The organism is Streptomyces sp. NPDC005281, assembly GCF_040607495.1.
In the GTDB taxonomy this organism is placed as follows: Bacteria; Actinomycetota; Actinomycetes; order Streptomycetales; family Streptomycetaceae; genus Streptomyces.
In genome coordinates this window covers 50,868-63,965 of record NZ_JBEXGX010000010.1, presented here as the reverse complement: position 1 = coordinate 63,965, position 13,098 = coordinate 50,868, and the positions used below count along the sequence as shown (strand labels likewise).

Here is a 13,098-nt window from a genome sequence, read left to right as displayed (position 1 = left end):
GTGCCCCGCCTGGATCAACGGCCGTTGAAGGCGTCCTTCAGCCGGGAGAAGAGCCCCTGCTGACCGGGCTGGAACTGACCGGTGGGCCGCTCCTCCCCGCGCAGCAGGGCGAGCTCGCGCAGCACCCGCTCCATCTCCGGGTCGAGCTTGGTCGGCGTGGTGACCTCGACGTGCACGATGAGGTCGCCGCGGCCGCCGCCGCGCAGGTGGGTGATGCCACGGCCGTGCAGCGGGATCGACTGGCCGGACTGCGTGCCCGGACGGATGTCGACCTCCTCCATGCCGTCGAGGGTCTCCAGCGGCACCTTGGTGCCGAGGGCCGCCGCGGTCATCGGGAGGGTGACCGTGCAGTGCAGGTCGTCGCCGCGCCGCTGGAAGGTCGAGTGCGGCAGCTCGTGGATCTCGACGTACAGGTCTCCGGCGGGGCCGCCGCCGGGGCCGACCTCGCCCTCGCCCGCGAGCTGGATCCGGGTGCCGTTGTCGACACCGGCCGGGATCTTGACCGTGAGGGTGCGACGGGAGCGGACCCGGCCGTCGCCCGCGCACTCGTGGCACGGGGTCGGGACGACGGTGCCGAAGCCCTGGCACTGCGGACACGGCCGCGAGGTCATGACCTGGCCGAGGAAGGACCGCGTCACCTGGGACACCTCGCCGCGGCCGCGGCACATGTCACAGGTCTGCGCGGAGGTCCCCGGTGCGGCGCCCTCGCCGTTGCAGGTGCCGCAGACGACGGCCGTGTCGACCTGGATGTCCTTCGTGGTGCCGAAGGCCGCCTCGTCGAGCTCGATCTCCAGCCGGATCATGGCGTCCTGGCCGCGGCGGGTGCGCGAGCGCGGTCCGCGCTGCGACGCCGTGCCGAAGAAGGCGTCCATGATGTCGGAGAAGTTCCCGAAGCCGCCCGCGCCGAAGCCGCCGGCCGCGCCGCCCTGCTGGGACAGCGGGTCACCGCCGAGGTCGTAGACCTGCTTCTTCTGCGGGTCCGACAACACCTCGTAGGCGGCGTTGATCTCCTTGAAGCGCTCCTGCGTCTTCGGATCGGGATTGACGTCCGGGTGCAGCTCGCGAGCGAGCCTCCGGAACGCCTTCTTGATCTCGTCCTGGGACGCGTCGCGGCGCACGCCGAGCACGGCGTAGTAGTCCGTGGCCACCTATGACTCCGCCAGGATCTGTCCGACGTACCGTGCCACCGCTCGTACCGCTCCCATCGTTCCCGGGTAATCCATGCGGGTCGGGCCGACCACGCCGAGTTTGGCTACTGCCTCGCCGCCCGAACCGTAGCCGACGGAGACCACGGACGTGGAGTTGAGTCCCTCATACGCGTTCTCGTGCCCGATTCGCACGGTCATGCTCGAATCTCCGGCCTCTCCAAGCAACTTGAGGAGCACGACCTGCTCCTCCAACGCCTCGAGCACCGGCCGGATGGTGAGAGGGAAGTCATGTCCGAATCGCGTCAGATTGGCGGTGCCGCCGATCATCAGCCGCTCCTCGGTCTCCTCGACGAGTGTCTCCAGCAGTGTGGAGAGCACCGTCGAGACCGTACCCCGGTCCTCCGCCTCGAAGGCTTCGGGGAGGTCCTGGACGAGCGGCGGGACGTCCGCGAAGGGGCGTCCCGCGACCCGGCTGTTGAGCCGGGCGCGCAGGTCCGCGAGCGACGTCTCACCGAACGGCGCAGGGCAGTTGATCATGCGCTGTTCGACCCGGCCGGTGTCCGTGATCAGCACGAGCATCACCCGCGCGGGGGCGAGTGAGAGCAGCTCCACATGACGCACGGTCGAGCGGGTCAGCGAGGGGTACTGCACGACGGCGACCTGCCGGGTGAGCTGCGCGAGCAGCCGCACGGTCCGTCCGACGACGTCGTCCAGGTCGACCGCGCCGTCCAGGAAGTTCTGGATGGCGCGGCGCTCGGGCGCGGTCATCGGCTTGACGCCGGCGAGCTTGTCGACGAAGAGGCGGTAGCCCTTGTCCGTGGGGATGCGCCCGGCGCTGGTGTGCGGCTGGGCGATGTACCCCTCGTCCTCCAGGACCGCCATGTCGTTGCGGACGGTCGCGGGCGAGACGCCGAGACGGTGCCGCTCGGTGAGCGCCTTGGAGCCGACCGGCTCCTCGGTGCCCACGTAGTCCTGGACGATGGCGCGCAGCACCTCGAGCCTGCGTTCACTGAGCATCGCGCACCTCCAGAAGTCGACTCGATGGTCTTCGTGGCCTTCGTGGCCTTCGTGGCATTCGCCTGGCACTCAGCGCACGCGAGTGCCAGCGTTCCCCGGCCCAGTGTACGGCGGTGAGGCACGACCCGGGCAAGGGCGGGCCTGCGATGTCGTACACGGCACCCGATCACCGTTAGCGTCGCCGCATGAGGCTGACTTGGGAAGAGCTGGGGTGGGAAAGGGTGGCGCCCGGTGTCGGGCGACGGCGGCTTCCGGACTGGGACTGCACGGCCGGGCTCGTCGTCGGTGAGGCGGCGGCACTGATGATCGACGCCGGGTCGAGCCTCGCGGAGGGCGCCCGGCTGCGCGCCGAGGCGCAGGCGCTCGCCGGCCGGCGTGTGACCCTTCTCGCTCTCACACACCCTCATTTCGACCATGTCTTCGGCGCCGCGGTGTTCGCGGGCGCGGAGACTCTCGTCGCGGACGGCTCGTCCGAGGTGTACGGGAACGGCCGCGACGAGCTGTGCGCGGACGCGGTGCGCAACGGGCTGGATCCGGGGGCGGCGGCGGAGGCGGCCGACGCCCTCGTGCGCCCGCGGCGGTTCGTCCGGGACACGTGGGACCTGGAACTCGGCGGCGGGGTCCGGGTCCGGCTGGTGCGGACGGGCGAGGGCCACACCGCCCAGGACCTCGTGGCCGTCGTGCCGGGCGACCCGGCGGTGGTGTTCTGCGGCGACCTGGTCGAGGAGTCGGGCGAGCCGCAGGCGGGCCCCGACGCCGTGCCCTCGCGCTGGCCGGCCGCTCTGGACCGGCTGCTGGAACTGGGCGGCGAGGACGCGCTGTACGTCCCCGGGCACGGGGCGGTCGTGGACGCCGCGTTCGTACGTGCCCAACGGGACGCCCTGGCCACACGCTTCGGCGTGCCGGGCTCCGGGGCGGGTGGTTCCGGGGACTCGGCAGTCTCTGGAGCGGGGAGTTCCGGGGGCTCGGCGGGGTCAGGGGCGGCCGGTTCGGGAAGCTCGGCAGGGTCCGGGGCGGCCGGTTCCGGAGGGGCGGCCGGTTCCGACGTGGCCGGATCCGGATGCTCGGCAGGGTCCGGAGTGGCCGGATCCGGAGGCTCGGCCGGTTCCGGGGTGGCCGGTTCCGGCGTGTCGTGGTGAGGGGCGCCGGGATTCTCCTATCGTCATCCGAATGCGCCAGTACCCTCCGGACCTGACCCCGCCGTGGAAGAAGCCCCGGTCCGTTCCCGAGGTCCCGGCGGACCCCGGTCTGGTCGTCGAGGAGCCCGGCACCGGCTTCTGCGGCGCGGTGATCCGCTGCGAGGCGGGCACGGTGACCCTGGAGGACCGCTTCGGCAAGCACCGGGTGTTCCCGCTGGAGCCGCTCGGTTTCCTCCTGGAGGGCAGGGTGGTGACGCTCGTACGCCCGGCGCCCGCGGCTCCCGTACGCCCCAGCCGTACGGCCTCCGGCTCGGTGGCCGTGCCGGGCGCGCGCGCCCGGGTCGCGCGGGCGGGACGCATCTACGTCGAGGGCCGCCACGACGCCGAACTGGTCGAGCGGGTCTGGGGCGACGACCTGCGCGTCGAGGGCGTCGTCGTGGAGTACCTGGAGGGTGTCGACGACCTCCCGGCGGTGGTCGGCGCGTTCGCCCCCGGCCCGGACGCCCGGCTCGGCGTCCTCGTGGACCACCTGGTCCCCGGTTCGAAGGAGTCCCGGATCGCGGAGGCGGTCACGAGCGAACACGCCCTGGTGCTCGGCCACCCGTACATCGACGTCTGGGAGGCCGTGAAGCCGTCCTCCGTGGGCATTCCGTCCTGGCCCCGGGTCCCGCGCGGCCAGGACTGGAAGACGGGCGTCTGCCGGGCCCTGGGCTGGCCGGAGAACACCGGCGCGGCCTGGCAGCACATCCTGTCCCGGGTCCGCTCCTACAAGGACCTGGAGCCGGAACTCCTGGGCCGCGTGGAGGAACTGATCGACTTCGTCACCGCGCCGGAGTGACGGGCCTTCCGGGGCCGCGCCCGGGGCCGGCGCCAGCGGTGTTCAGTCCACCAGGTCCCGCACGACGGCGTCCGCGAGGAGGCGGCCGCGCAGGGTGAGGACGGCACGGCCGACGTCGTACGGACCGGCTTCGAGGAGCCCGTCGGACAGCGCGCGACGGGAGGCCGCGAGGCCGTCGGGGCGGAGCAGGGAGAGCGGGCAGCCCTCGCGCAGCCGCAGTTCGAGGAGGATCCGCTCGACCCGGCGGTCCTCGTCGGACAGGAGCTCGCGCCCCGCGCCCGGGGAGCGGCCGGAGGCAAGCGCGGCTGCGTACGCCCCGGGATGTTTCACGTTCCACCAGCGAACACCGCCCACGTGGCTGTGCGCGCCGGGGCCCGCGCCCCACCAGTCGGCGCCCCGCCAGTAGAGCTCGTTGTGCAGGCAGCGGCTGTCCGACGAGCCGGCGGTGGCCCAGTTCGACACCTCGTACCAGTCGAAGCCCGCCGCCGACATCACCTCGTCCGCGATGAGGTACCGGTCCGCGTGCACGTCGTCGTCGGTCATGGGGACCTCGCCGCGGCGGATGCGGCGCGCGAGCTGCGTGCCCTCCTCGACGATGAGCGCGTAAGCGGAGATGTGGTCGGGACCGGCGCCGAGAGCCGCTTCGAGCGACGCCCGCCAGTCGTCGTCCGACTCCCCGGGCGTGCCGTAGATCAGATCCAGGTTCACATGTGCGAATCCGGCCGCGCGGGCCTCGGCGACACACGCCTCCGGGCGGCCCGGGGTGTGCGTGCGGTCGAGCACCTTCAGGACGTGCTGCCGGGCGCTCTGCATGCCGAAGGAGATCCGGTTGAAGCCGCCCGCGCGCAGCGTCGCGAGGTACTCGGGGTCGACCGACTCCGGGTTCGCCTCCGTCGTGATCTCCGCGTCGTCCGCGAGCCCGAACTCGTCCCGGATCGCGCCCAGCATCCGTACGAGATCGTCGGCGGCCAGCAGTGTGGGCGTACCGCCTCCGACGAAGACCGTGCGGACGGGGCGGGGGTCGTCGCCGAGGACCTTGCGGGCGAGGCGGACCTCGTCGGTCAGGGTGTCCGCGTAGTTGTCGCGGGAGGCGAGCACACCGCCGGTGCCCCGCAGCTCGGTGGCCGTGTAGGTGTTGAAGTCGCAGTAGCCGCAGCGGGTCGCGCAGTACGGAACGTGGAGGTAGAACCCGAGGGGCCGCTCGGCCGCCCCGGCCAGGGCGTGCGCGGGCAGCGCCCCGTCGTCGGGGACGGGCTCGCCGTCGGGAAGTGCGGAAGGCATGCGTTCCATTGTCCAGCACCGGCGCGGTGCCTGGTTCCGTCCCGTGCGCGGGCCCGGTTCCGCCCCGTGCGCGGGCCCGGTTCCCGGGGCGCGGGCCGATCCGGGTACGGGAGCGTCGAACCGGGGATCGCCCGGTGGATGAAGGCGCCCACCACCCCGGCCGTCGGGTACGGGCATCCGGGTGCGGGCGCGCCTGGCGTACGGATGGGGCGCGCCCGGCTACTCCGCCTGCAACACCAGCAGGGCCATGTCGTCCTCGGGCGGGCGGTTGCCGAACGCGTGGACCAGCGCGCGGATCCGTTCCGCGATCAGCTCGGCGTTCAGGCCGGTGCAGCCCCCGAGGGCGTGCGCGAGACCGTCGTCGTCGTCGAACTGGCGGGAGCCGTCGCGCCGCTCCGTCACGCCGTCGGTGACGCACAGAAGGGTGTCGCCGGGGTACAGCTCGAAGGAGTCGGAGGTGTATTCGGGGTCCTCGAAGACGCCGAGCAGGGTCTGCGGCCTGGCCATCTCCCGTACGACGCCGTCGGGGCCCAGCAGCAGCGGCAGCGGGTGCCCGGCCGAGGCCAGGGTGCAGCGCACTCCGCCGTCGAAGGGGACGAGCTCGCCGTAGAGCATGGACAGGAAACGGGTCTGCGGGCCGAGGTCGCTGCCGAGCCCGGGTCCGCCCGCGGCCACGAGCGCGCGGGCGGCCGCGTCCGCGGCCTCCGTGGCGTCGTCGAGGAGGAGCTGGTTGAGGCGGTCGAGGACGTCCGCGACGTCGTAGCCCTCACGGGCCAGCAGCCGCAGCCAGGGCCGGGCGAGACCGATCACGACGGCGGCCTCGGGGCCCTTGCCCTGGACGTCGCCGACCGCGAAGCACCAGCGCCCGTCGCCCGCCGGGAACACGTCGTAGAAGTCACCGCTCGGCCCGCCCTTGTCGAGCGGCTCGTAGACGAGGGCGCTGCGCACCCCGGGGATCTCGGCGACCGCGCCCGGCAGCAGCCCGCGCTGGAGGACCCGGCTGATGGTGGCCTGGCGCGCGTACTGGCGGGCCGCGCCGATGGCCAGGGCGATACGGCGGCTGAGGTCCTCGACGAGTCCGGTGACCTCGTCGGGGAAGTCGGGCGGTCCGGCCCGCCCGATGACGAGGGTGCCAAGCGGCCGGCCTCCCGCGATGAGCCGGTACGCCAGCGCCGCCCCGCTCGTTCCACGGGCGCCCAGCGCCTCGCCGGGCCAGGGCACCGCAACGGCACGGGAGCGCACCGCGTCGGGCAGCCGCGGCGGGTCCTTCTCCAGCGCGTGGCGCAGTCCCTCGATGAGGTTCTCGCTGCCGTGCCAGACGCGGGCGAGCCGGGGTCCGAGAGCGAGGCCGAGTCCGCCGGCCCGGTCGGTGGCCTCGTCCTCCAGCCATACGGCGCACCAGTCGGCGAGGCGCGGGACGAGGAGCTGCCCGGCCAGTGCGGCGACCAGGTCCTCGTCGAGCTGTCCCGCGAGCAGGTCGGAGGCCTCGGCGAGGAAGGAGAGGGCTCCACGGTCGAGCCAGTCGTGGCCCCGGGCGGTGCCCCGGTCCGCCTCCGAGGCGTACACGGCGCGGTACGGCCCGCCGCCGGCCACCGACGCGCGTCCCGGGACCGGCCCCTCGGCGTACGCGGCGGCCCCGGCCCCGGCCTGCTCCGGACCGCCCGCGTACCCACCCGGTCCGGCAAGAACGTCGTCGTCCGCGAATCCACCGCACCCCGGCAGACCGCCCGTACGCGCGAGGCCGCCCTGTCCTGGCAGAACGTCCGCGTCCTCGAAGCGGCCCGGCCGGCTCAGGTCGTCGGCGCCCGCGAAGACGTCCGCCCCCGGCAGGGCGCCGGCGGCCCCGTCGGCCAGCAGCCTCGACCAGACCGTCTTGACGCCCGGGCGGTAGGTGATCCCCCATGCCTCGGAGAGCGCGGAGACGAGACGCAGGCCCCGCCCGTACTCCGGTGTCCCGTAGGGCGGTTCGGCGCTGTCCTCCCGTATGGCACGCGAGGGGTGGTGGTCGGAGACCTCGACGACCAGCGTGCCGGGCGGGCCGTCGGCCGGGCTCTCCAGCCGGCACAGCAGCTCGACGTCGGTGCCCGCGTGCACGACCGCGTTGGTGACGAGCTCGCTGACCACCACGACCGCGTCGCCGGTGAGCCGGTCGTCGATGATCTCGGCACCGGGCAGGGCCATCTCGGCCCAGCTCACGAGCGCGTCCCGCAGGAACCGGCGCGCGGCCGCGGGAGCGAGTGGAGTGCCGGGCAACGATGTACGTGACACGACGTCCCGGCCTGCGCGGTGGTACGCGAGCGTGTCCGGTGCGCACGCCGTGGACTCCCGTTGCGTCGGAATGGCCCCCACTGTGCGGCTCCCTGGGCAGTTCGGACGAATACACGTCGGACGATGCGGCCAGGGTGACAGACTGGCGGCACTCATAAGCACCGAGTCACCGAACTGGGCCGCCATGAGTGAGAACAGTGGTAGGGATGTGCTCGAAGTCGGACAGAATCGAGCATCCGGTCCGCGTCCACCGCCCGCCACGACGACCGCGACGCGGGACGGCGGCCGCGGCGCGGCGCCCGGGGCGGGGCGTGGACCGGTCGCCGGACCGCGGGCACCGGGAAACCACGCACCGAGTGAGGCACCGACATCATGAGCGCCGAGGCGAGGAACGACGAGGGCGCGAGCATCCTCCTGGTCGACGACATGGAGGACAACCTGGTCGCGCTGGAAGCCGTCCTGCGTTCCCTCAACGAACCGCTGGTGCGGGCGCGTTCGGGCGAGGAGGCGATGGAGGCACTGCTGCGGCAGCGGTTCGCGGTCGTCCTGCTCGACATCCGGATGCCGGGCATGGACGGATTCGAGACGGCCGCGAACATCAAGCGGCTCGACCGGACCAAGGACGTGCCCATCATCTTCCTGACGGGCACGGACGCCGACGCGGGCTACGCCTTCCGCGGGTACGCGACGGGCGCCGCGGACTATCTGACGAAGCCGTTCGACCCCTGGGTCCTGCGCGCCAAGGTCACCGTCTTCCTCGACCTGCACCGCAAGAACCGCCAACTGGAGTGCCTGCTCGCCCGCGAACAGGACCAGATCGACGAACTCGCCGCCCGGCTCAGGAGGATGGACACGCGCCTGGCCGGCGGCGCCGTCCAGGACGTACCCGAACTACGCGACCAGATACGACAGATGGACGAACTGCTGAGCCGGATGCGGCGCAGGCGGGACGGATGAACCGCGGAGGACCACGGAACGGGGGCGGGACGGCCCAACGGCAGGGAGTCGCGCAACGGGGCGGGACGGATGGACGGCAGGCTTGCAGGCTCCGCGGAACGGGGGCGGGACGCGCGGGTCCCCGCCGCCCGTTCGCGGAGAGGTCCTGCGCGCCACCGCCCCCGTTCGGGCAGAGGTACGCGTTACGAGGTACGAGGGCTATGCCTCGCGGGAGCCCGCGTACATCTCGTCGATCAGGTGCTTGTACGCCTTCTCGACGACCGGGCGCTTCAGCTTGAGGCTCGGCGTGATCTCACCGTGCTCGATGTCCAGGTCGCGGGGCAGCAGACGGAACTTCTTGATCGTCTGCCAGCGCTGGAGGCCCCCGTTGAGCTCCTTCACGTAGCCCTCGACGAGGGCGACCGTGGCGGGCGCCGCGACGACCTCGGCGTACGACCTGCCCTCCAGGCCGTTGTCCTTGGCCCACTCCAGGATGGAGGGCTCGTCGAGCGCGATGAGCGCGGTGCAGAAGTTCCGGTCGGCGCCGTGCACGAGGATGTTGGACACGTACGGGCACACGGCCTTGAACTGGCCCTCGGCCTCGGCGGGCGAGATGTACTTGCCGCCCGAGGTCTTGATGAGGTCCTTCTTGCGGTCGGTGATCCGCAGATAGCCGTCGGCGGACAGCTCGCCGATGTCGCCGGTGTGGAACCAGCCGTCCGCCTCGAGCACCTCGGCGGTCTTCTCCGGGAGCCCGTGGTAGCCCTCCATGATGCCGGGGCCGCGCAGCAGGATCTCGCCGTCGTCCGCGATGCGCACCTCGGTGCCGGGCAGCGGCTTGCCGACCGTGCCGGTGCGGTAGGCCTCGCCCGGGTTCACGAAGGATGCGGCGGAGGACTCGGTGAGTCCGTAGCCCTCCAGGATGTGGATGCCGGCGCCGGCGAAGAAGTAGCCGATCTCCGGCGCGAGCGCGGCGGAGCCGGAGATGCAGGCACGCAGGTTGCCGCCGAAGGCCTCGCGGATCTTGGCGAAGACGAGCGCGTCGGCGACCTTGTGCTTGGCTGCGAGCGCGAACGGCACCGAGGCCGAGCCGGTGCGGCGGAAATTGTCCTGGCCGGCCTTCGCGTACTCGCGGGAGACCTCGGCGGCCCACTGGAAGATCTTGTACTTGGCGCCGCCACCGGCCCGCGCCTTGGCCGCGACCCCGTTGTAGACCTTCTCGAAGATGCGCGGCACGGCCGCCATGTACGTCGGCCGCACCACCGGAAGGTTCTCGATGATCTTGTCCACGCGGCCGTCGACGGCGGTGACGTGCCCGACCTCGATCTGGCCGGAGGTCAGGACCTTGCCGAAGACGTGCGCGAGCGGCAGCCACAGGTACTGGACGTCGTCCTGGCCGAGCAGGCCGGTCGAGGCGATCGCCTTGGCCATGTAGGACCAGTTGTCCTGCGGCAGCCGGACACCCTTGGGGCGGCCGGTGGTGCCCGAGGTGTAGATGAGGGTCGCGAGCTGGTCGGCGGTGATCGCGCCGACGCGCTCCTTGATCAGCTCGGGGTGCTTCTCCAGGTACGCGGTGCCGCGCGCCTCCAGCTCCCCGAGCGTCAGGATCCAGTCCTCGGTCTCCACGCCCTTGGCGTCGATAACCACGACATGTGTGAGCTCGGGGAGCTCGGCGCGCTTCTCCCGGGCCTTGGCGAGCTGGACCGCGTCCTCCGCGATCAGGACCCGGCTGCCGGAGTCGGCGAGGATGAACGCCGACTCCTCCGCGTTGGTCTGCGGATACACGGTCGTGGTGGCCGCGCCCGCGCAGAGGATGCCGAGGTCGGCCAGGATCCACTCGACGCGCGTCGAGGAGGCGAGCGCGACGCGCTGCTCCGGCTGGACGCCGAGTTCGATCAGACCGGCCGCGATGGCGTAGACCCGCTCGGCGGCCTGCGCCCAGGTCAGCGACTTCCACTCGTCCGGTCCGTCGCCCGAGGCCGGTACCGGGTAACGGTATGCCTCGGCGTCGGGTGTGGCCGCCACGCGCTCCAGGAAGAGGGTGGCGACGGACGGCGGACGGTTCTCGATCAGGGTCTGTGTGTCGCTCACGACATCCTCCGGGGCCCGCGGCAGTGCGGCGGTGGCTCAATTTGCGGCTGTTGTTTAACTCGCGAGTAACTACCGAGCAGAGATCAGACTAGAGCGCGTCCGGCCGGTGCGTAAGAGGCATCGGCGGGTGACTTCATGCAGCACACACCCATGAGACAAGCACAGAGCCCGCCGCACCGAAGCGCGACGGGCCCTGAATTTGCGGGATTCGGCGTGGCTACTTCTTGCCCTTGGCCGAACCGCCGCTGTCGTCACTGGACAGCACGGCGATGAAGGCCTCTTGCGGAACTTCCACAGAGCCCACCATCTTCATCCGCTTCTTGCCCTCCTTCTGCTTCTCCAGCAGCTTCCGCTTACGGGAGATGTCACCGCCGTAGCACTTGGCGAGGACGTCCTTGCGGATGGCGCGGATGGTCTCGCGGGCGATGACCCGGGAGCCGATGGCCGCCTGGATGGGCACCTCGAAGGCCTGGCGCGGGATCAGCTCGCGCAGCTTGGCGACCAGCCGGACACCGTACGCGTACGCCGCGTCCTTGTGGGTGACCGCCGAGAAGGCGTCGACCTTGTCGCCGTGCAGCAGGATGTCGACCTTGACCAGGCTGGAACTCTGCTCGCCGGTGGGCTCGTAGTCGAGCGAGGCGTAGCCGCGGGTCTTCGACTTCAGCTGGTCGAAGAAGTCGAAGACGATCTCCGCGAGGGGCAGGGTGTAGCGGATCTCGACCCGGTCCTCGGAGAGGTAGTCCATGCCGAGCAGGGTGCCGCGCCGGGTCTGGCACAGCTCCATGATCGAGCCGATGAACTCCGAGGGGGCGAGGATCGTCGCCCGCACGACAGGCTCGTAGACCTTGTCGATCTTGCCCTCGGGGAACTCGCTCGGGTTGGTGACGATGTGCTCGCTGCGGTCCTCCATCTCGACGCGGTAGACCACGTTCGGGGCGGTCGCGATCAGGTCGAGCCCGAACTCGCGCTCCAGCCGCTCACGGATCACGTCGAGGTGCAGCAGGCCGAGGAAACCGACACGGAAGCCGAAGCCCAGCGCCGCCGAGGTCTCCGGCTCGTAGACCAGGGCCGCGTCGTTGAGCTGGAGCTTGTCGAGGGCGTCGCGCAGCTCGGGGTAGTCGGACCCGTCCATCGGATACAGCCCCGAGAAGACCATGGGCCTGGGGTCCTTGTAACCGCCGAGCGCCTCGGTCGCACCCTTGTGCAGGGTGGTGATCGTGTCGCCGACCTTGGACTGGCGGACGTCCTTCACGCCGGTGATGAGGTAACCCACCTCACCGACGCCGATCCCGTCGGCCGCCTTCATCTCGGGGGCCGAGACACCGATCTCCAGCAGCTCGTGGGTCGCGCCGGTCGACATCATCCGGATGCGCTCACGCTTGTTGAGCTGCCCGTCGATGACACGGACGTACGTCACGACACCGCGGTAGGAGTCGTAGACCGAGTCGAAGATCATCGCGCGGGCGGGGGCGTCCTGGACGCCGACCGGGGCGGGGATCTCCGCGACGACCCTGTCGAGCAGCGCCTCGACGCCCAGGCCGGTCTTGGCGGAGACCTTCAGCACGTCCTCGGGGTCGCACCCGATGAGGTTGGCGAGCTCCTCGGAGAACTTCTCCGGCTGGGCGGCCGGCAGGTCGATCTTGTTCAGTACGGGGATGATCTTGAGGTCGTTCTCCATCGCCAGGTAGAGGTTGGCGAGAGTCTGCGCCTCGATGCCCTGGGCCGCGTCGACGAGCAGCACCGTGCCCTCGCAGGCCGCGAGGGACCGGGACACCTCGTACGTGAAGTCGACGTGCCCGGGGGTGTCGATCATGTTGAGGATGTGGGTCTTGCCCGGATCCTCGGTCGGCGCCCAGGGCAGCCGGACCGCCTGGGACTTGATCGTGATGCCACGCTCGCGCTCGATGTCCATACGGTCGAGGTACTGAGCACGCATCTGCCGCGGGTCGACCACCCCGGTCAGCTGGAGCATGCGGTCGGCGAGCGTGGACTTGCCGTGGTCGATGTGCGCGATGATGCAGAAATTGCGGATCAGAGCCGGGTCGGTACGGCTCGGCTCGGGCACATTGTTAGGGGTCGCGGGCACGCAGGGTCCTGTCTCTTGAGGCGCCTGTCGCCTCGGGTCGGATCGATACGTAGGCTCCATGGTCCCACGCGCGGCGGGCTGCGACCGGTTCGGGCCGCGCGAGCGGGACGGCTGCGGCCGGCCCGAAGGACCTGCCCAGGGCATCGGCGACCGGTCCCCGGACCGGGGACGTACGGCCGGTTTGGGCCGGTCGAGCGGGGGCTGGTAGCCTGGGTGGCTGTGTCTCGTGCCCTCTCAGCAGGAGACGCACCCAAGAAAATCAAACGGCGGGTGAGACGTGTACCGTCTCGCGCG

At 71.5% G+C, this 13,098-nt stretch carries 8 protein-coding genes and 1 pseudogene; 3 read left to right on the top strand and 6 right to left on the bottom strand.

The window, feature by feature from the left end:
• Positions 1–14: 14 nt before the first annotated feature.
• The gene (gene dnaJ / locus ABZV42_RS16050; RefSeq protein ID WP_355976533.1) at positions 15–1,148 is read right to left on the bottom strand and encodes a molecular chaperone DnaJ; all 1,134 of its coding nucleotides are present in this window, start codon (positions 1,146–1,148) and stop codon (positions 15–17) included.
• The gene (gene hrcA / locus ABZV42_RS16045; protein ID WP_355976535.1) at positions 1,149–2,165 is read right to left on the bottom strand and encodes a heat-inducible transcriptional repressor HrcA; all 1,017 of its coding nucleotides are present in this window, start codon (positions 2,163–2,165) and stop codon (positions 1,149–1,151) included.
• Positions 2,166–2,350: 185 nt separating this feature from the next.
• Between hrcA and ABZV42_RS16040 the strand changes: the two are divergent.
• A pseudogene (locus ABZV42_RS16040) lies at positions 2,351–3,067 on the top strand (MBL fold metallo-hydrolase); the annotation flags it as partial.
• Between the two features lie 268 nt (positions 3,068–3,335).
• A complete protein-coding gene (locus ABZV42_RS16035) occupies positions 3,336–4,142 on the top strand; it encodes a DUF3097 domain-containing protein (protein ID WP_355976537.1) in 807 nt (268 codons plus the stop codon).
• Between the two features lie 42 nt (positions 4,143–4,184).
• Here ABZV42_RS16035 and hemW read toward each other — a convergent pair whose 3' ends face one another.
• Both hemW and ABZV42_RS16025 read right to left on the bottom strand, forming a co-directional pair.
• Positions 4,185–5,423, bottom strand: coding sequence for a radical SAM family heme chaperone HemW (hemW, locus tag ABZV42_RS16030; protein ID WP_355976539.1), 1,239 nt, complete (start codon positions 5,421–5,423; stop codon positions 4,185–4,187).
• Positions 5,424–5,642: 219 nt separating this feature from the next.
• On the bottom strand, positions 5,643–7,772 hold the full coding sequence (locus tag ABZV42_RS16025) for a SpoIIE family protein phosphatase (RefSeq protein WP_356052277.1): 2,130 nt from the start codon (positions 7,770–7,772) through the stop codon (positions 5,643–5,645).
• 291 nt (positions 7,773–8,063) lie between these two features.
• On the opposite strand from ABZV42_RS16025, the gene ABZV42_RS16020 reads away from it, so the two are divergent.
• Positions 8,064–8,648, top strand: coding sequence for a response regulator (locus tag ABZV42_RS16020; RefSeq protein ID WP_356052275.1), 585 nt, complete (start codon positions 8,064–8,066; stop codon positions 8,646–8,648).
• Positions 8,649–8,846: 198 nt separating this feature from the next.
• Here the strand turns inward: ABZV42_RS16020 and ABZV42_RS16015 are convergent, their stop codons facing one another.
• Positions 8,847–10,718 (bottom strand): AMP-dependent synthetase/ligase, encoded by a 1,872-nt coding sequence (locus ABZV42_RS16015; RefSeq protein ID WP_356052274.1) that lies wholly within the window; start codon positions 10,716–10,718, stop codon positions 8,847–8,849.
• Positions 10,719–10,935: 217 nt separating this feature from the next.
• Positions 10,936–12,804 (bottom strand): translation elongation factor 4, encoded by a 1,869-nt coding sequence (gene lepA, locus ABZV42_RS16010; protein ID WP_355976545.1) that lies wholly within the window; start codon positions 12,802–12,804, stop codon positions 10,936–10,938.
• Positions 12,805–13,098: the final 294 nt, after the last annotated feature.